Annotated in this window: 24 protein-coding genes; 12 read left to right on the top strand and 12 right to left on the bottom strand. The window is 56.8% G+C overall.

The features are described from left to right. Window positions 1-43: 43 nt before the first annotated feature. Window positions 44-553, bottom strand: a complete 510-nt coding sequence (locus LAO21_05230; GenBank protein ID MBZ5552102.1) for a L,D-transpeptidase family protein — start codon at window positions 551-553, stop codon at window positions 44-46. Between the two features lie 94 nt (window positions 554-647). Further along, window positions 648-1130 (bottom strand): nuclear transport factor 2 family protein, encoded by a 483-nt coding sequence (locus LAO21_05225; protein MBZ5552101.1) that lies wholly within the window; start codon window positions 1128-1130, stop codon window positions 648-650. Window positions 1131-1322: 192 nt separating this feature from the next. Between LAO21_05225 and LAO21_05220 the strand changes: the two genes are divergently transcribed. Beyond that, on the top strand, window positions 1323-1637 hold the full coding sequence (locus LAO21_05220) for an ArsR family transcriptional regulator (protein ID MBZ5552100.1): 315 nt from the start codon (window positions 1323-1325) through the stop codon (window positions 1635-1637). Window position 1638: 1 nt separating this feature from the next. After that, window positions 1639-2082 carry an SRPBCC family protein gene (locus LAO21_05215; GenBank protein MBZ5552099.1) on the top strand — a complete coding sequence of 148 codons (444 nt, stop codon included), beginning with the start codon at window positions 1639-1641 and terminating at the stop codon, window positions 2080-2082. Window positions 2083-2102: 20 nt separating this feature from the next. On the opposite strand, the gene LAO21_05210 is transcribed toward LAO21_05215, so the two are convergent. The 10 genes from LAO21_05210 to LAO21_05165 all read right to left on the bottom strand — a co-directional run bounded on the left by LAO21_05210 (window position 2103) and on the right by LAO21_05165 (window position 8173). Further along, entirely contained in the window at window positions 2103-2621 is a 519-nt protein-coding gene (locus LAO21_05210; GenBank protein MBZ5552098.1) for a class I SAM-dependent methyltransferase, read from the bottom strand. Between the two features lie 145 nt (window positions 2622-2766). Beyond that, window positions 2767-3138, bottom strand: coding sequence for a hypothetical protein (locus LAO21_05205; protein ID MBZ5552097.1), 372 nt, complete (start codon window positions 3136-3138; stop codon window positions 2767-2769). Between the two features lie 500 nt (window positions 3139-3638). Next, entirely contained in the window at window positions 3639-4016 is a 378-nt protein-coding gene (locus tag LAO21_05200) for a VOC family protein (protein ID MBZ5552096.1), read from the bottom strand. An 86-nt stretch (window positions 4017-4102) separates the two neighbouring features. Then, window positions 4103-4405, bottom strand: coding sequence for a type II toxin-antitoxin system RelE/ParE family toxin (locus LAO21_05195; GenBank protein ID MBZ5552095.1), 303 nt, complete (start codon window positions 4403-4405; stop codon window positions 4103-4105). A gap of 3 nt (window positions 4406-4408) precedes the next feature. Further along, on the bottom strand, window positions 4409-4684 hold the full coding sequence (locus tag LAO21_05190; GenBank protein MBZ5552094.1) for a type II toxin-antitoxin system Phd/YefM family antitoxin: 276 nt from the start codon (window positions 4682-4684) through the stop codon (window positions 4409-4411). Window positions 4685-4920: 236 nt separating this feature from the next. Further along, window positions 4921-5208, bottom strand: a complete 288-nt coding sequence (locus LAO21_05185; protein MBZ5552093.1) for a hypothetical protein — start codon at window positions 5206-5208, stop codon at window positions 4921-4923. A 90-nt stretch (window positions 5209-5298) separates the two neighbouring features. Next, window positions 5299-6123 (bottom strand): Zn-ribbon-containing protein, encoded by an 825-nt coding sequence (locus LAO21_05180; protein MBZ5552092.1) that lies wholly within the window; start codon window positions 6121-6123, stop codon window positions 5299-5301. Window positions 6124-6377: 254 nt separating this feature from the next. Beyond that, complete coding sequence (locus LAO21_05175) at window positions 6378-6710, bottom strand: hypothetical protein (GenBank protein ID MBZ5552091.1); 333 nt, start codon at window positions 6708-6710, stop codon at window positions 6378-6380. Window positions 6711-6905: 195 nt separating this feature from the next. After that, a complete protein-coding gene (locus LAO21_05170; protein MBZ5552090.1) occupies window positions 6906-7829 on the bottom strand; it encodes an NAD(P)-dependent alcohol dehydrogenase in 924 nt (307 codons plus the stop codon). A gap of 95 nt (window positions 7830-7924) precedes the next feature. Then, the gene (locus LAO21_05165) at window positions 7925-8173 is read right to left on the bottom strand and encodes a hypothetical protein (protein ID MBZ5552089.1); all 249 of its coding nucleotides are present in this window, start codon (window positions 8171-8173) and stop codon (window positions 7925-7927) included. Between the two features lie 1093 nt (window positions 8174-9266). On the opposite strand from LAO21_05165, the gene LAO21_05160 reads away from it, so the two are divergent. The 10 genes from LAO21_05160 (at window position 9267) to LAO21_05115 (ending at window position 20471) form a co-directional block, all read left to right on the top strand. Continuing rightward, a complete protein-coding gene (locus tag LAO21_05160) occupies window positions 9267-10016 on the top strand; it encodes a hypothetical protein (GenBank protein MBZ5552088.1) in 750 nt (249 codons plus the stop codon). Window positions 10017-10018: 2 nt separating this feature from the next. Beyond that, window positions 10019-11194 (top strand): acetyl-CoA acetyltransferase, encoded by a 1176-nt coding sequence (locus LAO21_05155; GenBank protein ID MBZ5552087.1) that lies wholly within the window; start codon window positions 10019-10021, stop codon window positions 11192-11194. Window positions 11195-11196: 2 nt separating this feature from the next. Continuing rightward, window positions 11197-11544, top strand: coding sequence for an OB-fold domain-containing protein (locus tag LAO21_05150; protein ID MBZ5552086.1), 348 nt, complete (start codon window positions 11197-11199; stop codon window positions 11542-11544). Further along, entirely contained in the window at window positions 11541-12476 is a 936-nt protein-coding gene (locus LAO21_05145) for a DUF2877 domain-containing protein (protein MBZ5552085.1), read from the top strand. Before LAO21_05150 ends, LAO21_05145 begins: the two co-directional genes overlap by 4 nt. Further along, window positions 12473-14005, top strand: coding sequence for an acyl-CoA synthetase FdrA (gene fdrA / locus LAO21_05140; GenBank protein ID MBZ5552084.1), 1533 nt, complete (start codon window positions 12473-12475; stop codon window positions 14003-14005). Before LAO21_05145 ends, fdrA begins: the two co-directional genes overlap by 4 nt. Continuing rightward, window positions 14002-15414, top strand: coding sequence for a DUF1116 domain-containing protein (locus tag LAO21_05135; GenBank protein ID MBZ5552083.1), 1413 nt, complete (start codon window positions 14002-14004; stop codon window positions 15412-15414). Before fdrA ends, LAO21_05135 begins: the two co-directional genes overlap by 4 nt. A 25-nt stretch (window positions 15415-15439) precedes the next feature. Beyond that, window positions 15440-16258: a cyclase family protein gene (locus LAO21_05130; GenBank protein MBZ5552082.1), complete on the top strand. Its 819-nt coding sequence runs from the start codon at window positions 15440-15442 to the stop codon at window positions 16256-16258. Window positions 16259-16542: 284 nt separating this feature from the next. Next, window positions 16543-17433 carry a xanthine dehydrogenase family protein subunit M gene (locus LAO21_05125; GenBank protein ID MBZ5552081.1) on the top strand — a complete coding sequence of 297 codons (891 nt, stop codon included), beginning with the start codon at window positions 16543-16545 and terminating at the stop codon, window positions 17431-17433. Window positions 17434-17571: 138 nt separating this feature from the next. After that, window positions 17572-18045 carry a (2Fe-2S)-binding protein gene (locus LAO21_05120; GenBank protein ID MBZ5552080.1) on the top strand — a complete coding sequence of 158 codons (474 nt, stop codon included), beginning with the start codon at window positions 17572-17574 and terminating at the stop codon, window positions 18043-18045. Continuing rightward, window positions 18042-20471: a xanthine dehydrogenase family protein molybdopterin-binding subunit gene (locus tag LAO21_05115; protein MBZ5552079.1), complete on the top strand. Its 2430-nt coding sequence runs from the start codon at window positions 18042-18044 to the stop codon at window positions 20469-20471. Before LAO21_05120 ends, LAO21_05115 begins: the two co-directional genes overlap by 4 nt. The last annotated feature ends 159 nt before the right edge of the window (window positions 20472-20630 follow it).

Below are 20630 nucleotides of genomic sequence, written 5' to 3'. Positions count from 1 at the left end.
ATTCTCCCCGTTGCCGGTGGCCATGCGGGGCAGATGGCTCCTGCTAGGGTTTAATTTCAACGGGTGTTCCTTTCGGGACCAGCCGCCAGATCTCTTCGATTTCCTCATCGGTCACTGCGACGCATCCCAGCGTCCAGTCGTGAGCCGTGTGCGCCTTTCCCAACCACCCGTAGCCATTGGGCAATCCATGAATGAAAATGTCTCCCCCGGGATTACATCTGCGTTTCCTGGCAACGGCTCGATCCGTTTCGTTTGGGTAAGAAACGTGAAGTGACCAATGGTAATGGCTGTTCTTTTTTCGTGCGTCGATGATGTAATGTCCCTCGGGAGTACGTTGATCACCCTGACACTGTTTGGGGCCGATGGGGTGAGATCCCAAAGCGATGCGGTACGTCTGAATAACAGCAGTGCCTTGCAATAGCGTAAGCTTGCGCGCTTTCTTCTCAATCAACACCTTATCCGCCCGCTTTTCAACCGAAGCGCCAAAAACAATTCCGCAAAGAAAAACAGCGTGAACGAGGGCGATCAACAAAACAGGAGTAAGTTTCTTCATTGCTTTCTATAGGGATCATTGACGTCCGGTTTTAATACACAAAGACCGAGTTCTGTGAATTGTGAGACGAACCCCGATCGAATCGCCCTCTCCCCTATCGAGGGTGCGAGCCGGAGGCCTGGAACCGCCACAGGATGTTCACGATGACCCACTTGCCATTGCACTTTGCCAGGCTCAAATATTCATAGTACTCGGAGGACGAGGCCCGCGCGACCGCAATGTCTCCCGAGACCTCCAGCACTTGAACGGCGATGTTGCGGTCGCCAGCAGGCACCTTCGCCCCTCCGCCCGCGCGTGTCATCTCAATCATCAGGTCACGGGTGGCGCTGTGAACCACCTGCCTTCCACCCGGCAGGGCATCAACATATCGTTTGACCATGTCCGGATGGAGGGCGCGTGCCATCCTCTCCGGATCAGCCGTGTACCAACCCTCAAAATAATCCCGCGCGATGCGCTCGACCATCAGGCGCTCGTCAGGCTCCCCCAAGCTCCCCGCGGACCAGGCGGGCAGGGCCGGGCTGCTCATGAGGAACAGCAGGGCTGCCACACCGGACACCACTGTTTGCTCTCCCCACATGGATTCCTCCCTTCTGTTGCACGGTGACAGGCCGATCGAGTTGAATGCGCTATCCATTCATATCCGCCATTTCCCCCCATTAAGGATGTCCCTTACTCTACCAGATGGTCGCATCCACGTCAGCTTAAGGATATGTCAGCCCTCCCGCCTCTCTCTTGACATGCAAGTATTTACTTGCATATACTGGAAGGTGTGGACATGAACAAGGTGTTCAAGGCCCTCGCCGATCCGACGAGAAGGCGGCTGCTCGATGCTTTGCGAAAACATAGCGGGCAGACCTTAGGGGAACTCTGTGGAAACCTCGATATGACCCGCCAGGCGGTCACGCAGCACCTCGGACGTCTGGAGGACGCCAACCTCGTGGCAACGATTCGCCGCGGGCGCGAAAAGCTGCACTATCTCAACCCCGTGCCGATTCACGCGATCTACGAGCGTTGGATCGAGAAATTCCACCGGCACCACTTGGACGTTTTACGTGACCTCAAAAGAAGAGCGGAAGGAGATTGACATGGAAAAGCCTGAGTTTGTCTACGTGACCTACATTTCAACGACACCGGAGAAGCTCTGGCGCGCGCTCATTGATTCCAGGATGACCGTGAAGTACTGGCAGCATGTTAACGTGTCTGACTGGAAAGCGGGCTCCAAATGGGAGCATCGGCAGTCGAGCAAGGAAGGACCTCTCGACTTAGTCGGAAAGGTTGTGGAAAGCTCTCCGCCTCGACGCCTGGTCTTGACATGGGCCTTTCCTGCCGATGAGGGACGAGAGGAAAGACACTCGAAGGTCACCTTCGAAATCGAACCCTTTCGTCATGTCGTGCGCCTGACCGTGACACACGAGCGTCTTGAGCCCGACTCCGAAATGCTTCGAGGGATCACGGAGGGCTGGCCAAAAGTGCTCTCGAGTCTGAAAACCTTGCTGGAGGTCGGAGAACCGCTTCCCCGGTTATGGTAAGAGGCTAACGCGCCCTTGGCTCATTCGGTCCGCCGAAACAAGCAGTACGTGAACTGCTGCAAGGAACCCCAGGGCGTCGTGTGCGCTTTCTCCAGAGACCGCAGAGGCCGGAATCCGGAGCCAAGCCGGTGCGACAATTTCTCGGCGTCGTATCGCTCCACCGGAAGGCCGCTGCACTCCTGCGGACCCTGGGGGCTGAAGGTCGCGAAGATGACATGTCCTCCTGGACCGACGGCCTCCCGCAAGCACGACAAATACGCCTCCTGATCAGCGGGCTCCGTGAGGAAGTGAAACGCGGCCCGGTCGTGCCACAAATCGACCGGGTACGGAAGATGCAATGTCCGCGCGTCTGCCTTGAGCCATCTCACATGGTCGGCCCGCGGCCCCAGGCGCGCCTTGGAGATGTTGAGGGAAGATTCGGCCATGTCGACCACGGTCAGCCGGTCGAAGCCGCGGTCAAGCAGCTCGTCGACCAACGTGGAAGCACCGGCCCCTACATCTACGATCTCACTGTCGTGCGTCAGCGCAACTGCGCCCATGAACTCAAGTCACGTGGCGGGTTCGGCCTCAAACCATCCTACCTCATCCGGCCGTTTGCGCGCCCAGACCCGTTCCCAGTGCTCTTCGCTGCTCACGTTCATCTCCTCTCGGAAGCAAGGCGCCGCCGCATGCCCTGGTCTGCCATCATTCTTCTTTCACCTGCTCGAAGCACTCTCTGCAAAAAAGCCAAACACCGCCTCCTCCGGCTGCCGCGGTCCAACCCACGTCTCCAATGTCGATGTGTCTATTACAGAAATTGCAGTGCTCGTGGTCCCAACCCTTCATTTCCCTTTCACACAGTGACTCGTGGCCTTCCGAACAAAGCCAGGGTACCTTCGCCTTATGATCCCCCGGAACGGGATACCACCGCTGTTGGGATGAACGGTCGAGGACCTCTTGCACTTCGGCGGAAGGAGTCTGACCCTCGGGCACAAAAACCACCGCCACGTCGGTGCCGGGGAATTCGTATTCCTCGAGCATCGCTTTGGTGAATGTAACAAGTGGTGGCACGCTCATGATTACGCCAATCGACAGGCATTCAGCGGTGAGCGGGCAAAGCGTTGCTATTTATCCTGGCGTCTTCGTGTTTCCAGCCAAGGCAAGATGATGCCGAAGAGGATTGCGAAACGAAACGATGTCTCCCAGTCTATAGTGCTTGCTCCATGAACGATAAGGTTCCAAAACAAAGTCACAATGACAGAAAGAATCAGGGTTACAGCGAACACGGTTATAAAGTCAAAGAGCAATCTCTTGATGTTCACTTCTCTGCCCCCTTGAGATTAGAGAGACGGTGTGAAGTCGCGTCACGCCGCTTGTCCAATGGTGAATTCCTGCAACTCGTCGCCCCAACATTATCGCCCTTGTGACTGCCTCAATCGGCCTAACATTAAATGGATGGATCCGCATATCCTGTCCACGAATGTCAGTGACCCCGGCAATTCGTCGCCTGCAGCGCATTGTTGGGCGGATAGTCTGCATTAGCAGGGCGGATGCCCTGGTGGTACGCCTTCGAAGCTTCATTTATCAGGCAGCGGGAAGAGCAACTCATTGCCGTCGGGATCATTGATCTGGATAACGTCATTGCCCCACCACGATTCCCTGCTCGGAATTGAGTGCTCGACGATCTCACGGCGAAGTTCCGCGATGCCTTCCGGGGTCAGCTCCACGAATAGACGCGCTTTATCCTTGCGACCGGCATCCTCGCACAAAATGATTTCGCACTCTGCACGATTGACTTGGCAGACTTTGCCCTTACCGTCGCCTTCGTGCCAGGACTTCTTGAAGCCGAGCAGGTCCTCATAGAAGTGCAGCGCGCGCGCTACGTTGCCAACGAAAAACACGGGTCGCATGTACCACCGAGGCGTGATCTGCTCTCCCTGGGTTTGCTTCGTCATCTTAGTTCTCCTAATCCGTCCAACGTCTGGCGCGTCACCCGCCCGGCGCGCTCTTCCTTCTCCCGCCAGTCGGCTGCACGAGCGGGTTAAGGGCCTCCCGTCTTGGTTGACTTCTCGGGAAGCTGGGCGCTGTGCCAAACCGCAACAATCCAAACCGTCCTCCCCACCGTATGATAAAAGAAACGATAGGGTGACACAATAACCTCTCGTTGTGGTAAATCAGGGAACTCGGGAATGACCCTTCCAGAATGGGGAAACTTCACCAGTCGCCTCAGACGGGTCTCCGCCTGTCGGCGGAAACGCCGCGCGGCGGGTGGATTGTCCCGGCGTATGAAATCCAGCGCTGCAAGAAACTGGCCCCTCGCCGTAGGTGTGAAAAGTAGCTTCACCGGTCAATCTGCCTTGAGGAGTGCATCGGCCTCCGCAAGGACCGATTCGAGGTCATGTCCTCCTCCGGCTGCAATTTCCTTATCCCCCCTCGCCAAAGCCCGAAGCAGTTCCCGGTCCTGCTCACCGCGCTCGTAGGCCTCAGTACTCTGAATCACTGCCGCGGCCCGACCCCGCTGCGTAATGAAGATGGGCTGCTTGGATTCCCGGACACGCTTGAGCACACGCGCAGCCTCCTGGCGTAAATCGGTGATCGGGATAATATGCGGCACCTTGCTCATTTGTATCACCTCCAGAGATACAGTCAAACGTATCATTAATGGTAACACAGTGCAAGGGGGGAGCCGTGGTACGACTTTCGATGGAGAGCGTGCCTAACGATCTCTCGTCAAGCGGCGAGCACAAGCGAGTCCGATGCAACACGGGGTTAGGCACCTGTCTGGACGGCGACCGGAGCCTGCACAGTGCAGCGTAGGTGCCAGACACGTGGGTCGTGTTGATAGGGGCCTGCTGCGCCTCAGGACTGAGAATGATGTTTGCGAGGGCGGATGGCAGAGAGAACAATGAGGCTGACCACGGTGAGGAACACCGCGAAGAGCTGGATGAACGTTGGTATCTCGAGGCCCGTTCCGAACATGAAGCGCAGGTACTCCAGATAGAGGTCAAAGTCGATGGAGTCCCCGCGAGAAATGAAAATAACGAAAAAGGATACGTGCCACCAGAAGACATATGCTGCCAGAGCTATGGCCACTCGCGTGACGATTCGGCGGCCCGTCGAGATGAAGTCGTTCTCTGTCGTGCCCATGAGAAGAACCCAGCGATTCAGTTGCCTAACGACCAGCGCGTCACCTGGCCCGCACTTTTGCTGCTTGCGCCGGCCGGATGCACGCGCGGGTTAGGTTGCATGGTGCCTGTACTCCCCATATCGAGCACGTCTCTCGTCATCATCCGTGTCGGCACGACGCGAGACTAGACGACAACGTTTGCACCGAAAATGAAAGTTGTAAAACCGATCTCCCTTTTCACGGCTATTGGCTTCATGCCACTTGCCACCGCAGAGCGGACAAACTCGCGACGCTTCTCCGATTCTTCGTCCCCAGTATCGAGTTAGATAGTAGAACGTTGGTTTTCCCGTCGCTGCTTCAATTCTTCTACACAGTTTACGGCCAGCATCCGAAACCTTGCTTCTAGGATCAACAAGCTGTTTATACGCCGGGATCTCCAGGACATCTGACTCCAACCATATATTGTCAAGATACCCATACAAACCCGCCCACGAAAAAAGTTCTTCGCGATCTTGGTCGGAGATCGGGAGTTCGTATACCGGGACCGCTGACCCTGAATCGCCGCAGTGAACCGGGCTCCCCACATGGAGTGCATGAGTGAAGAGGTACAAAGTTGACGAACGCCGCCAGGGTGAAAAAGACCTTGGAATATTCTCCTCGATCATTTGCACGCCTGGATTCTCTCCGAACTCCTCCAAGACCTTCTTGAGCGCAGTTAGTCCCCACTTTGAATGATACTGCTTTTGGATGGAGTTGGGACGAGCCAGATACGTGAAGCACACAAGCTGCGCGTTCGACCATGCGATCAGATATTCGCCGTAGATCTGACCATTTCTGAGGAGGCAAGCCAGGTATTCCTCGGCAACATCGCGTAATGACTCCCGATTGGTGGTTTTGCTACGCGAGGAGGCAAATGTAATTTCAGCAATGAACATCGGATTGTGCGTCCGGATTATTGAATGGCCGAACGGTGCGCTTCAGCGGCGCCGACCCTGAGCGAACGCGAAGGGGAGGGCACGCGAGCGCGGGTTCGGCCGCACTGGATTTGTTACGCCACGCCGGTTTCCTGAGACAGCTGTTCCGCCGCATTCTTGAGCCGTGCCAAGGCGTCGGCCACGCTGTGGTGCAGTTGCCGGCTGGCAAAGTGCTCGAGGAGCCAGGCCCACCATCCAGGTGAGATCGAGAAGTTTCAACCAAAGCTGACCCGAGCGTGTCGGCTGTCCAAGCGCTGACACGTGATGTGGTTGTGGATTGAAATACCGAAAGGTAAACGTGTGAGCAGATCGAGTTGCCGCTTCTCCGGCTCGATGGCTTGAACGGTCAAGTGGACAACGTCCCACTGTCTTCCGAGAGCCGAAGTCTGCGCGAAGATTTGCTGGCCGGGCTGCGCCGGGCCTTCAGGGACGATTGATCGAGTCCGGACTTCCCACCAGAGGTCATACTGCATAGGGTTAGCGAGAAGGCGCCAGACTTGATCGACCGGGGCGTTCACAGTGGCGATGGGGCAAGTGCTGAAGCTCATGTGACCTCCTTTTTACCCGGATGCTGGCACGACCAGGGCTGCCCAACGTGTGGCGCTCGACCGCGAGCGGCGAAGCCGATTCTCACTCTGCCCCGATCTTCCCGCCGCTCGTCGGCTGCAGCGGCTGGTTGGGCAGAGCGTCGGCCCCCACCCAAGAACCGCGATAGGTGACACAGCTTCTTTCCAAGCGCCTCATCAGATCACGTCGATCACCACGTTTCCCCTTTTTCGCTGAGTCTCTACATAGCGGTGCGCCTCCGCCATCTCGGCAAGCGGGTAGCACCGGTCGATGACGGGGCGGAGCGTCCCGGCTTGCGCGAGGTCCCGGAGTTGCACGAGACTCTCCCGGGCCATCTTTGGATTCCACCCGTCCACGGTGACGTAGGCACCGCCGTGAGCCAAGACCTTGCGGCACATGTCTTTGGGGGGCGGGTGATACCGACCGCCAACCGCGGCGAAGATCAGGTCGTACCGATCGTTCATCGTCGTGAAGTCCTGACTTGTGTAGTCGATCACGGCGTCGGCTCCCAGCGACTGCACCAGCTCGAGGTTGCGGGCGCTGCAGACGCCGGTCACGCGGGCGCCGAAATGTTTCGCCAACTGCACCGCGGCCGTGCCGGTGGCGCCCGATGCGCCGACGATCAGAACCCGCATCCCCGGGGCGATGCCGCCCTCCCGGAGAAAGTGAAGGGCGAGGAGGCCGCCGTATGGAATCGCCGCGGCTTCCCGGTATGTCAGGTCCGCCGGCTTTGACACCAGGAGGCCGTCCGCCTTCATGCATTTGTACTCGGCGCTCGCGCGCGCCCCCCAGCGGTCCATGCCGAAGACCGCGTCCCCTTCCCTGAAGGCGGTGACTCCCGGGCCGACCCGATCGATGTCGCCGGCGACGATGATGCCGAGCACCTGTCGCCGCGGCCGGCGATAGCCAAACATGAGTCTCGCCACGAACCGGATGACCGGCTGCCTGATCGCGAGGCTTCGCACGAAGCAGTCGCTGAAGGTGACGGCCGTCGCGCACATCCGGATCCGGACCTGGCCGCGTCGCGGTTCAGGCACCGGGAGTTCAGCCAGCCGCAGGACCTCGGGTGGGCCGTAGGCCGTGCACACGATCGCTTTCATTTCGCGCCACCGCGGACCTGGCGCCTGGCTGCTGTGGCAGCACCGGATTCTGCGCACTTCATCGATGTGCTCCTCGGGTCGGTCGAACGCGCGGGTTAGGCATCCCGAGACCGCTGCAGTATGCCGCCCCGGGCATACACCTCAAGTGTGCTGGTCCTGCTCGAAAACACGAGCCCAAATGAAGGAGTCTTCATGGCTGCTAGCTGCGCCGAAACGGGCAAGGCGCCGTGCACCATGAAGTTGTCGAGAACTCGCTTGCGTAGGTCCGACAGGACTGCATATTCGACGATGACGATACCGCAGTTTTCAGGTCGTTCTCGCACCTTCTGGCCGTTGATTCGCATCCGGGGAAGATTGGGACCGAAGTGGAGTACCGGGTAGCGTCCATGTTGCCATTTCGGATCGTAAAGCTGAGAGGCCCAGGTTGACCGCCATACAAGAAGTAGCGCGGCATTCAGCGTCGAGAGAGCAGGTACACCCCGACTTAGGGCCTCCGTGCCTACTGGAAACGAAAGGCCTTGTGGCAGTCGATCTCGGAATAGCGTCGTGATCATCGGTATGCCTAAGTATTAAGCTGCATTAGACTGGGGGGGGTGAAACCACAAACACTGCATATTTTGCGGCCTAATCCGGTTGCGAAAAATGACTCTTTGAAGCTGCAATGCTTCTGAATCCACCGACTTCCCGCAAAAAATCTCTTCCCAAGTATCATGACAAACCCCGTCCGCCCGGGCGGACGGCCTAATCCCGGGAGGGTCAAGATGTCCCTTGGACAATCCTTGGGGGTTGCGGGCTCCAAATCCTCCAGATTGGGCACGCGGGTCTGGATAGCCTTCGGACTTTCGTCCCACAATGGAGCTGCTCCCGAACCGGCCTGGATGTTCAAAGATATTGCCTTCTCGAAGCCCTTCATCACACCGCCTTGCCCCAGCCGGATAAATTGACTCCCCCATTAATACTTGGCAACTGAAAATCACTAAAGACAATGCAAGCCGCCAAGCACCCGGGCTCGCGAAGATAACCCAGGACTACTACCAGCCAGCCATTCCTTGTGATCGAAAGAGCCACCTTGGGGGCGATGTGAAGTGTAGACTGTGAAAGAAGCAGATTCAAGGAGAAATGACGGTATATCAGAAGAAGTTACGCGAACGGAAGTATTCCCAGACAATTCTATGGTCTGTCCGGACTCTGCGTGGATCATCCTCCTCCATGGCACCGGAGATCCCCTTGTGAAAGTTGGATCCCCATTAGAAGGGATTGGCCCCGCAGTAATACGCCTAAGAAACCAGCAAGCGAGAGCGTACGCCGGCCGGCAATTTATTTGGCCGTTTTTTCTAAAACATCCGGCCAATTCATGAGATTCAATTGAAAATAGGATTGACCTGCCGCGGGGCGGACGATAAACTCTCTCCCAGTTTGTATTTTGAGAGGGGCTTTATGTCTACTGATGTTGAAAAGATTCTTCGTCCCATCGATAACCCTATCCCCCCGTTTCCTCCTAAATACATGAAATTGGCCAGCGGGGATGAGATGGTGATCCGTCAGGTGGGCCGCGAAGACATTCCGGATATCCTGCGTTACGTCGAACCCTTAATCCATGTAGAAAGAGACTATTACGATATTGTCGCGGTCCGCCTGTACAGTGAATTGCTGGCCTATTATCGGTACCGCGTTCAAGACGAATACGTGCTGGTTGCCCAGATCGACGGCGAACTGGCGGCGGTCGTGAATGGCCGCCTGCTCACTAAAGACGTGGGGATGTCATACCACACCGTGGCGCTGAGGCGTGGCCTTCGGGTGGGCGCTCATGCCTTTGCCGCCAAAATGGAGTACCACATTGATATTATCGGGCAGAAAGAGGTCCTGGTCGTTGCCGAGTCGCCGATCGGTTTCCGCCGTTGGATGATCGAGTATGGCCTCGAAAAACGGTTCCACATGGCGCATGAATTAGGGGGTGTTCCCTCCTGGTCATTGACCAAGGCGCTGTTCGATCAGGCCCGGGACACGGTGGTGGTCGGGAGGCGTCCGGTTCCACCGCCTCTGCTGGAGAAGGCGAAGGCAGCCATCCTTCCCCCGAGTGATCCGCCCACGCCACCCACCGATTTACTTGCCGCCACACGTTCGCTTTATGATTCCACAGGTACCGCGCTGATGTCCCAGCGTTGGAAGCAAGAGAGGAAGGGATGATCATGCGCGAGGTCTACGTTGTTGGAATAGGAATCACCAGCTTTACCCGGCTGGAGTACCCCCTGAGTGAAATTGCGGCATACCCGGCGATGATGGCGTTGAAAGACGCTGGTCTCTCGAAAGTTGACCACGTCTATGTCGCCAACATGGGAAGCGCCCGCCTGAACCATCAGACGGGTCTTGCCAGCGCGGTCGTCGACACCTTGAGCCTGACTCCCGCAGGGGCGGAAACCATCGAGAATGGACCCGCCTCGGGGGCGTCGGCCATCAAGCAGGGTTTTATGGCGGTAGCCTCGGGGCTTCATGACGTCGTTTTGGTGACCTCGGCCGAACGGCTCCGCGAGGTCAACAACCTGGAAGACACGGATTTTGTCGCGACCTTAAGCCATCCCCTGGCCGAGTACATCTATGGAGTCACCCTGCCGTCGCAGGCGGCCATGTTCGCGCGCTTGTATATGCAGAAGTATGGTGTAACGGAGCGTCATCTAGCTATGGTGGCGGTCAAGAATCATGACAACGCGCTACTCAACTTTTTCGCGCACTTGCACGAGAAGATCACGCTTGAAGGGATCTTGGACTCGCCCGAGGCCATGACCAACAACCCTTACGTCTCTGAACCTTTGAGGTTTTACGACTGCTGCCCGGTTTCGGATGGCGGGGCCTGTGTGATCCTGACATCAGCTGAGGTTGCGAAGAAGTTGAAGAAGCCAATGATCCGGCTTGCCGGTGTTGGCCAGGCCACCGACACGCATTGCGTGCATGAACGAGCGGAACCGACTGACCTTCTGGCCGTACGAGGTGCTGCATCCCAGGCGTTCAAGATGGCAGGCGTCACCCCCGCGGATGTCGACGTCGCGGAGCTGCATGACGCCTTCACGATCCTGGAGATTGTGGAAAGTGAAGAAGTTGGCTTCTTCAAGAAAGGCGAAGGACACCTCGCCTTGGAGCGCGGTGAAACCCGAATCGGCGGAAAAATTCCCATCAACCCCTCGGGAGGGTTGAAGGCCAAAGGACACCCTACGGGGGCAACCGGGGTCGGCCAGGCCCATGAGATCGTGCTACAACTTCGCGGGGAGGCCGAAAAGCGCCAGGTCAAGGACGCCAAAATCGGCTTCACCTGCAACTTCGGCGGTTTCGGCAACAATGTCGTCTGCCTAACTTTCATCAGGGAGGACTGATCATGGCCCTGGAGATATTTGCCTACCAGTGTAAGAAATGCGGGCAGCTTCATTATCCGTACCGCATGGTGTGCAAGAAATGCGGGAAGAACGAGCATAATGAATTTGACCCTGTTCCCCTTCCCAAGGAGGGGAAGCTGCTGACCTTCACAAACGTTTATGCCCTCCCCCCTGATTTCAATGTGGCCAAGCTCGGACTTGGAATCGTGGAGTTGAACAACGGCATGCGCGTGACCGGCCAGCTCAAGATTCCACATCCGAAGATCGGGATGGAAGTCCGCGCAAAAATTGAAGTGGTGCGAGAGTCTGAATACAGCAAGAACTACGGAATGGTGTTTTACTCGGCATGATATTGCTATCGATTGGAGACCAGGTTGAGCCGGGGGACTATGCGCTCCACTCCCGGTTCAATCGGGCTGTCAATTTCACGAATGGCAGGCGGCTGGTTTTTCTGGTCGACGAAACGATCGGCGCCGGACCGTTGAGTATCGTCCTCAAAGATCTTCGAACCGCCCGTAATACTTCTTACCTCCATGTCCGTCCGCATGCCGTCGCCTTCGGGAACCAGCAATTCCAATTCACCGGAAATCAGTACTATGATTCACGCCTGAAATTCGATCGATGGAAAAGCTCCCGTTTCCAACGCAATGTGGCGGTTTTGAGAGAACAGATATCCGTCGCTGCCCCCCCGCGAAGTCTGGCATTTCTTATTGACCGCAGGTGCGGGGGGGATTTCAAGCCCGGGTTTGAAAAGTCGTGGGCAGGCCAGATCGCCTGCGGGGTTGATCGGGTCTTCCAAGGAAATCTGCTGAGCGGTATTGACACTTTGAAGGGATGTGGATGGGGACTGACGCCGGGCGGCGATGATTTCATCGCAGGTCTGCTATTCGGGTTAGACCTTTTGGAGAGATTGCACGAGTGGGACTTCCAGAAGATCAAGGATACGATCTTCAAAACGGCTGTAGGAAGCAACCTGTTCTCCAACACCTTTCTCGACCTTGCGAGGCGGGGGCTGTACTTCGGGAAGATGAAGGACCTGGTCATGGCCCTGGTTCAGGGCGGAGAGGATTCCGTTCGAACATCCGCCAAGAAGTTGTTTACCCTGGGTAGTACTTCAGGGGCTGACGTGGCAACGGGATTCTTGATGACTGTTGAAGCGGAAGACGGGAGGGTGTCGCAGTGGGCAGAGAGGGCCAAAGAGATGGATAGATCCTGCTTGTTACCATCTTCCAACAGTTTGGCGCAACCTGTGGTGGTGGAAACGGAGGCCGGCATCTCATGATCGTTGTCGGTCAGATCAGAAAAGGCGCCTATTTTGATTCCATCACACTGATGCGGTGCGGCAAGGAAATCACCGCCCTGCCCGGGATCTCAGATGCAGCCGTGGTGATGGGAACCAAATCCAACAAGGCGATCCTCGACTCCAGCGGATTGCTGACTTCCGAGTTCACCGGGGCGGGTGATACCGACCTGTTGATCGCGATAAAGGCAGCCTCCGAAAAAACAGCGGAGATGGGGCTAGCGGCTGTCGACGGTCTTCTGAAGCGAGCGGTTCAAAAAACAGGAAGCAGTAGCGAATCTCATGCCGTAAGCCTCGAGCGGGCGCTCGAATTGCTCCCCGGAGCTAACCTGGCTCTCATCTCTGTGGCGGGCCGTTACGCCGCTGATGAGGCGATGAGGGCGCTGGAACACGGGCTGCACGTCATGATCTTCTCGGACAATGTCCCGCTCGAAGAGGAAGTGAAACTTAAGAAGTACGCCTTGAAGAAGGGCCTTTTGGTGATGGGCCCTGATTGTGGCACTGCCATTGTGAATGGTGTCCCCCTGGCATTCGCCAATGTTGTCAACCGGGGCGACATCGGAATTGTTGCGGCCGCCGGGACCGGTCTTCAGGAGGTGAGCTGCATCGTCTCTACTGCGGGGGCCGGCGTGTCGCAGGCCATCGGAACGGGCGGGCGAGAAGTGAAAAAAGAGGTTGGCGGAATCATGTTTGTCGAGGCGATCAAGGCCCTGGCGCGTGATCCGAATACCCGAGTGATCCTGCTGATCTCGAAACCTCCTGACAAGGAGGTTCTGGCGACGATTAATCGGGCGATCAAAGGCATTCGCAAGCCTGTCATCACCCTTCTGATCGGAGCGAGGACCGAAGACGGAGGACCCTCGACACTTGAAGAGGCCGCCCTGACCGCGGTTGCAGCATCACGGGGAGAAAACACTGACAGTCTCAAAAAACAGCTTCAAGCGCGAGACGAGAAGATCCTGAAGACCGCCCGGGGCGAAGCCGTAAAAAGGGTGAAGAACCAGAAATACGTAAGAGGGCTTTTCAGCGGCGGCACCTTCTGCGCGGAAGCGCAGGTTCTTTTCAGCGACATGATTTCGGATGTGTATTCCAACGCACCGGCCGGCGCCTCCAAACCACTTAAGAATGCCTTGAAAAGCCAGAAGAACTCCGTGATTGATCTCGGCGAAGATGAATTCACCGTTGGTCGACCTCATCCTATGATCGATTACTCTTTGAGGAACCGGAGGATTCTGCAAGAGGCCGCAGACCCGGAAACCGCCGTGATTCTCCTGGACGTTGTCCTTGGCCACGGCTCCCATCCCGACCCCGCCGCCGAACTATCCCCCATCATCAGGGAGGTTTCCAAGAAGGTTGCAGTGGTGTGTTCGGTCACTGGGACCGACCAGGACCCTCAGAACCGCAGCGAGGTTGAGAAACGTCTCAAGAAAGCCGGCGCAATCATCATGCCCACCAATGCGGCCGCCTGCAAGCTGGCGGGGTCCATCATTCAGTACCGGGGAAAAAAGTGACCTCTCTCACTGAACTGTTCAGAAGCGACCTCAAGGTCATTAATATCGGCCTTTCGTCATTCAAACAAGCCCTGGATGAGGCGCATGCCCCTTCGGTCCAGGTCAACTGGAGGCCGCCGATCAGTACGGATCCAGCCCTTCTGAAGCGGGTGAACGCCGTGCGTCCTCGCATCGAGGAGGCCAATGCGCAAGCCGTCGAGATTATCCTCAACGGCATGCCGCAGCTGATTGGAATGGAGCGGGCCATCGATGTCATTCCCGGGATGAAATCCAACATGCTGCTCCACGCCGGTCCGCCCATTTCTTGGGACAGGATGTGCGGGCCCATGCGCGGCGCCGCAGTCGGGGCGCTGCTGTACGAACGAAAGGCAGACTCTCCGGACGAAGCCGAGCGGTTAGCAGCCTCGGGTGAAATCGAGTTTGCTCCATGCCACGAACATAGCGCCGTCGGCCCGATGGCCGGCATCGTCTCCCCCTCCATGCCGGTATTCATTATTAAGAATGAGCGGTATGGGAATTCTGCGTATTGCACCATGAACGAAGGATTGGGCAAGGTGTTGCGCTATGGAGCTTACAGCGACGACGTGATCCAGAGACTCCGTTGGATGGAGGAAACGCTTTATCCGACGCTGAAAAGAGCCATTACCCGGCTGGGTAAAATCGACCTGAAGAACATCATTGCGCAAGCCCTTCATATGGGAGACGAGGTGCACAATCGGAACCGGGCCGCCACCTCCATCTTCTATCGCACCATTGCGCCCGCGATCGTGACCACCTGTGATGACGCGACAACAGCCGCCGAGGTGCTGGAGTTCATCAACCATAACGACCACTTCTTTTTGAATCTTTCCATGCCGGCTTCCAAGGCGACGTTGGATGCAGCGCGCGGAATCAAGAACAGCAGCGTTCTGACCGTCATGTCGCGAAACGGGACGGACTTTGGCGTTCAGATTTCCGGCACAGGCGATGAATGGTTCACGGGCCCGGCCGACGTGCCGGATGCCCTGTTCTTTCCGGGCTATTCGAAGGCCGATGCCAACCCGGATATCGGCGACAGCGCCATTACGGAAACCAACGGCCTGGGCGGCTTTGCGATCGCGGCCTCACCCGCGATTGTCCAGTTTGTCGGGGGCAACACGGATGACGCGATGAACTACACCCGCCAGATGTATGAAATTACCGCGGCCGAGAACAATACCTATCAAGTCCCGTACCTGAATTTTCGAGGGACACCAACTGGGATCGACGTGGTTAAGGTGATCGAAAACAATATTCTGCCCTTTATCGACACGGGCGTGGCGCATAAGCAGGCCGGCATTGGCCAGGTTGGGGCCGGCGTGCTGAAGGCCCCCGTCGAACCATTCAAGAAGGCATTCGAAGGTTTTGCCAGGAGACTGAAGCATCAATAACTAACGCATTACTAAGCGAGGTCATATGAACACAGAGCAATTCCTGCAATTCATGGACAAGGTACGGGTTTACGATCTGACGCAGCGGTTGAGCATTCACACCCCGCCGTGGCCGAGTTACATGCCGTTGGGCATCCAATACTTCAAGCGCATTGCGGGTGCCCACATGGGACAGGGCGCGAACGGACAGATCATCACCACCAGCAATCATGTGGGCACCCACATGGACGGGGAGATCCACTTCCACGCCAGCGGGCGAGCCATTGGCCAGGTCCCGATTGATGAATGGATCGGTCCCGGGGCCATCGCTGACATCTCCAAAGAGGCTGGCGACTACGACCTCTATTCTCCTGAAATGATCACCCGAAAGGTCAAGGTCAAGAAGGGAGATATCCTCATCATCAATACCGGCTACCACCGCTACGCCTGGGATCAGAAGGGCTCCGACGAGATCCGTTATTTCGTGAAGCACCCCGGCCCGGACCCCAAATTCCATGAATGGGCGCTCGATATGAAGTTAAAGTGGATTGGCGTGGACTGCGGCAGCGCCGATCATCCGATGAACACGATCATCCGCAACTGGCACCCGGCGCGATTTGCCGAGGCCGAGAAGAAACTCCAGGGGAAGTATGGGAAGGCCTGGGATCAGATGTTTCCGCCGGAGAAGTATTACCAGGTCATGCACCTCAAGCTTTTTCCGAAAAAATTGGTCCACGCCGAGAATCTGGGCGGCGAGATCGACAAGGTCAGCAACCAGAGGGTCTGGATTGGTTGTTTCCCACTGCGTGGAATCGAGATGGAATCCGCGATGTGTCGCATCGTGGCTCTGCTTCCGCCGAAGTAGGGAATAGGTGATAGGTGGTAGGCGATAGGTAATAGATTATGGGTAGTAGATGTATGGGGCGAACTGGTAGATATGAGCTCAGGGCGTTCGGTTGTCGGGGAACCGCGGTTCATTCTCCATAATCCTTTGACAGATCTTAGCAAGTGCCCTGCAATGTTCCTGTTCAATGGCTCCGGTCTTCGATTTGACTCCTGTCTGTCAACCGACACTTGGCCCCTAACACCTATCACCTATTACCTAACACCTGTTCGCAAGTATTCAGCAATTAGAATAAGGATCTCATCATGGCCATTGCGCATCAATTCGAATACATAAAGCCACACCGGCTGATCGAGGTGGTCAAAACGCTCGCTCGATATGGAAGCCGCGCCCAGCTTCTTGCGGGAGGAACCGATCTTGTCGCCCTGATAGCAGAGGATGCGGTCAAGCCGGAGGTTGTCATCGATCTCAAAGGGCTCGCGGGTCTCGATCAGATTGAACTGAAGAACAACATCCTTTCCGTCGGAGCCCTGGTCACCTTCAGCGACTTGAGGCACTCCCCCATCATTGAAAAGAGATTTCCGGTCATTCGGGAAATGACAGAATGGGTGGCTTCGGTCGGTATTCGGAACCGGGCGACCATGGTCGGCAACATCTGCTCTGCAGTTCCCTGCTGCGACAGCGGGCCGATTCTCCTGATTTACGATGCCTCTGTCCTTGTCACGGGGCCTGTGCGCAAGCGCAAGATTTCGATCGCCGACTGGTTCACAGGGCCGCGGAATACCGCCCTGAAGAGGGGCGAAATCGTCACCGGGCTGGCCATCCCCCTTCCGAAGAAGAAACACGCGGCATGCTTTGTCAAACTGAAGCGATACGAGGGGGGCGACCTCGCTCAGGCCAGCATGGCAGTCCTTGCCCTGGCGGGAAACAGTTATCGAGTCGCATTCGGGTCTGTGGCGCCGCGTCCGATCCGTGCTCCTAAAATCGAGGCGCACCTTGAGGGCAAAGCGTTGTCCGACACACTTCTGGAAGAGGTCATGCGGCTTATTCCGGAGGAAATCGCGCCGATTACCGACATTCGAGCGACACGCGAATACCGGGCTCACATGATCGGTGTCATGTTGAGACGAGGCCTGCGGGCGGCAACGTCGAGGCTGGAGGGCAATGGGCCCGAATACGGGTCAAGCGTGATCTAGTGCGAACGCCATTGAAAATATCACAAAATCGCACTTGATTCCCGGTAGGGGCGTCCGCCGGGGCGGACACCCCCACCGCGAAGATTCCACAATTGCCCCATGTAACTCTATTTCCAACGTTTGTATTAGGTGGAATTCATGAAAAAACAAATCACATTGGAGCTCAACAATGAGACGCGCACCCTGGAGGTGCAGCCCAACGATATCCTGCTCGATGTTCTTCGCGAAAATCTCGGCGTGAAAAGTCCGAAAATCGGTTGCGAGCGGGGAGACTGCGGCGCCTGCACGATTCTTTTGGACGGCAAGACTGTCCGAAGCTGTCTTATCCTGGCGATCGAGGCAGACGGCCATGAAATTGTGACCGTCGAGGGCTTAAGCAAAGGGTCACTGACGCCGGTCCAACAGGTCATGCTCGAGCACAATTCGTTTCAATGCGGATTCTGTGCTCCCGGTGTGGTGCTGGCTGCCACCGAACTTCTTGGAGAAAATCCCCATCCGACGGAACGGGATATCAAAGAAGCTCTTTCCGGTAATCTCTGCCGTTGCACAGGTTACCAGTCAATCATTGAAGCAATTGTTGATGTCCAAAAGAAAGCGCCGAAAAGCCTATGACACAACTTAAATACGTCGGAGAGTCGACCGAGCGGATTGACGGACTCGACAAGATCACCGGGGCCGCGAGGTTTGTGGATGACCTGGAGTTCGGACCCAATCTTCTTCATGCGGAGATCGTCGAAAGCCCATACGCGCACGCGTTGATCAAGCGCATTGAGACCTCCGAGGCCGAAAAGGTACCCGGCGTAGTCCGTATCGTCACTGGGAAAGATTTTCCCTACCGGTTCGGTCTGTACATGCAGGACCGTTACATTTTCCCAACTGACCGCGTGCGATTCGTGGGGGAGCAGGTGGCGGCTGTCATTGCGCGCGATGCGCAGACCGCAAAACGCGCCGCCAAACTGGTGAAGGTGGTTTATAAGGAGCTCGAGCCGGTTCTCGATCTCGAGAAGGCACTGAAGCCAGAGGCCGTGCTGGTTCACAAGGATTTGGGCAGCTATCCTCGCTGTCCCTGGTTCTTTCCCGAAGCGGGGACTAATATCGCGCATCGTCGTAAAACCCGGAAGGGGGATCTCGAGAAGGGCTTTCAGGAGGCCGAGGTCACCTTCGAGGACACTTATACAGTTCCGCGCTACGCCCATTGCGCTATTGAGCCCCATGCGATTGTCGGTCTCTACGATTTGTCAGGACGGATGACCCTCTGGTCGGCCTCCCAATCTCCTTACACGCAGCGTCACGTGTTCGCGCAGGCCCTTGCTCCCCTGGGGATATCTCATAAGGATATCCGCGTCGTCACCCCCTACGTCGGGGGCGGCTTCGGAGGCAAAGCAGGGGTCTCGATGGAGATCATGGGCGTGGCGCTGGCTGCCATGGTGAAAGGAAACCCGGTAAAGCTTCGCTGGTCAAGGGCCCAGGAGTTCTACAACACTTACCAACGCCAGGGTGTCATCGCCCGGATCAAGATGGGCGTGAAGAAAGACGGCACCATGACCGCCATTGAGCATACCCTTCACTGGGACGCGGGGGCCTATGTCGAATATGGCGCCAATGTCGTGAATGCCGTAGGACTTTCGGCGACTGGTCCGTACCGCATCCCGAACGTCAAGATCGATTCCGTTTGTGTGTACACCAATTTGCCGCCGGGCGGCCCCTATCGCGGGTTTGGCTACTCGGAGTTCCATTTTGGGCTGGAATCCCATATCACTGCAATCGCAAAGAAGATCGGCATGGATCCGGTCGAATTTCGCAAACGAAATGCGATCCGCGAAGGAGACACCCTGGCTTACGGGGCGAAGATGAATCCCAGCGGACTCGCGGAGGCGATCGACAAGGTCGCCCGGGAGATTGGGTGGGGGAAGAAAGAGGTGTCCAAGGATCCCAATAAATCAATCGGAAAAGGATTCGCCTGTTTCTGGAAGGCGCCGGCGATGCCTCCCAACGCGGCCTCTGCGGCTTTTATTAAATTCAATGAAGATGGGAGCGTGAACATCAGCGTATCCGGGATGGAAATCGGCCAGGGCTATCTGACAGTAATGGCGCAGATCGCGGCTGAGGTCCTCACCGTGCCTCCTTCAAAAATCCGGGTTGAGCCCCCCGACACCGATCGCAACGCTTATGAGTGGCAGACCGTCGGTTCCCACGTCACCTGGGGTTGCGGCAATGCCGTGAAGGCCGCTGCAATCGACATGCGAGTGAAGATGTTCGAGGTGGTGAATCGGGTGCATGGCTTCGCCAAAGACGACCTCTACCTCGAGGATGAGAAGGTCCGGTGCCGGACTCATCCGGAGTTTGCACTCTCATTCAAAGATTTCGTCATCAGCGGAATCCAGACGCCGAAAGGAAACTTCATCGGAGGCCCCATTCTCGGCAGCGGTATCTTCATGCCCGAATTCACATCGGCTCTAAGCGATCCGGAAACAAGCCAAGGTGGCCATCCCAACGTCCATTACACCGTCGGCGCCGCGGCGGTGACTCTCGAAGTCGACAAAGAAACAGGCAAGATGAAGGTTCTGAAGGCGACACTTGCGGTTGACGCCGGCAAAGCTGTAAATCCAGACCTTGTCAACAGCCAAATCATGGGTGGGATGGTTCAAGGAATAGCGACGGTCCTTTACGAGGACATGCGATACGATCTAAAAGGCAAGCTCCTGAACGCCAACTTTACCGACTACAAGATTCCAACCTCAATGGACATCCCGCAGGAGGTCATTCCTATTATCGTTGAGGTCCCGCAGCCTGATGGCCCCTATGGAGCGAGAGGCGTGGGCGAGCATACGATGATTCCCGCAGCAGCAATGGTGGCCAATGCGGTCGAAGATGCCGTCGGGCTGAGACTCAAGGCCCTGCCCATCACGGCCGAGAGATTGGCTTTGGCGCTGGCCGGAATACCGTTCGAGGATGTCAAAGGCGCGTACATGGGATTCTGCTTTGCCGGCAAGGCCGACGCCTATAAGTTTCTCACTGGAGGGAAGAAACAGAAATAATCAAGCTTTGGTAGCCGTGATGCCGTCCGCCGAGGCGGGCATCACGGGGTTTTCCATGGGGATCGCAAAAAACCCGCGATCCGCCAAAAAGGCGGCGGATCAGGGCTACCAAAACAGAGGTTTAATCTTTCAAGATTGTTTTCATTAAGGATTCAATCC

The organism is Terriglobia bacterium, from assembly GCA_020073085.1.
Classification (GTDB): Bacteria; Acidobacteriota; Terriglobia; order JAIQFV01; family JAIQFV01; genus JAIQFV01.
Note: the sequence above shows the minus strand (reverse complement) of the source record. Positions and strands in the feature narration are given on the sequence as shown.

Excerpts from the sequence above, each read along its gene's own strand:
- LAO21_05230 (MBZ5552102.1), bottom strand. The coding sequence starts at position 553 with ATGAAGAAACTTACTCCTGTTTTGTTGATCGCCCTCGTTCACGCTGTT.
- LAO21_05225 (MBZ5552101.1), bottom strand. The coding sequence starts at position 1,130 with ATGTGGGGAGAGCAAACAGTGGTGTCCGGTGTGGCAGCCCTGCTGTTC.
- LAO21_05215 (MBZ5552099.1), top strand. The coding sequence starts at position 1,639 with ATGGAAAAGCCTGAGTTTGTCTACGTGACCTACATTTCAACGACACCG.
- LAO21_05210 (MBZ5552098.1), bottom strand. The coding sequence starts at position 2,621 with ATGGGCGCAGTTGCGCTGACGCACGACAGTGAGATCGTAGATGTAGGG.
- LAO21_05205 (MBZ5552097.1), bottom strand. The coding sequence starts at position 3,138 with ATGAGCGTGCCACCACTTGTTACATTCACCAAAGCGATGCTCGAGGAA.
- LAO21_05200 (MBZ5552096.1), bottom strand. The coding sequence starts at position 4,016 with ATGACGAAGCAAACCCAGGGAGAGCAGATCACGCCTCGGTGGTACATG.
- LAO21_05190 (MBZ5552094.1), bottom strand. The coding sequence starts at position 4,684 with ATGAGCAAGGTGCCGCATATTATCCCGATCACCGATTTACGCCAGGAG.
- LAO21_05185 (MBZ5552093.1), bottom strand. The coding sequence starts at position 5,208 with ATGGGCACGACAGAGAACGACTTCATCTCGACGGGCCGCCGAATCGTC.
- LAO21_05180 (MBZ5552092.1), bottom strand. The coding sequence starts at position 6,123 with ATGTTCATTGCTGAAATTACATTTGCCTCCTCGCGTAGCAAAACCACC.
- LAO21_05175 (MBZ5552091.1), bottom strand. The coding sequence starts at position 6,710 with ATGAGCTTCAGCACTTGCCCCATCGCCACTGTGAACGCCCCGGTCGAT.
- LAO21_05170 (MBZ5552090.1), bottom strand. The coding sequence starts at position 7,829 with ATGAAAGCGATCGTGTGCACGGCCTACGGCCCACCCGAGGTCCTGCGG.
- LAO21_05165 (MBZ5552089.1), bottom strand. The coding sequence starts at position 8,173 with ATGCGAATCAACGGCCAGAAGGTGCGAGAACGACCTGAAAACTGCGGT.
- LAO21_05160 (MBZ5552088.1), top strand. The coding sequence starts at position 9,267 with ATGTCTACTGATGTTGAAAAGATTCTTCGTCCCATCGATAACCCTATC.
- LAO21_05155 (MBZ5552087.1), top strand. The coding sequence starts at position 10,019 with ATGCGCGAGGTCTACGTTGTTGGAATAGGAATCACCAGCTTTACCCGG.
- LAO21_05150 (MBZ5552086.1), top strand. The coding sequence starts at position 11,197 with ATGGCCCTGGAGATATTTGCCTACCAGTGTAAGAAATGCGGGCAGCTT.
- LAO21_05145 (MBZ5552085.1), top strand. The coding sequence starts at position 11,541 with ATGATATTGCTATCGATTGGAGACCAGGTTGAGCCGGGGGACTATGCG.
- fdrA (MBZ5552084.1), top strand. The coding sequence starts at position 12,473 with ATGATCGTTGTCGGTCAGATCAGAAAAGGCGCCTATTTTGATTCCATC.
- LAO21_05130 (MBZ5552082.1), top strand. The coding sequence starts at position 15,440 with ATGAACACAGAGCAATTCCTGCAATTCATGGACAAGGTACGGGTTTAC.
- LAO21_05125 (MBZ5552081.1), top strand. The coding sequence starts at position 16,543 with ATGGCCATTGCGCATCAATTCGAATACATAAAGCCACACCGGCTGATC.
- LAO21_05120 (MBZ5552080.1), top strand. The coding sequence starts at position 17,572 with ATGAAAAAACAAATCACATTGGAGCTCAACAATGAGACGCGCACCCTG.
- LAO21_05115 (MBZ5552079.1), top strand. The coding sequence starts at position 18,042 with ATGACACAACTTAAATACGTCGGAGAGTCGACCGAGCGGATTGACGGA.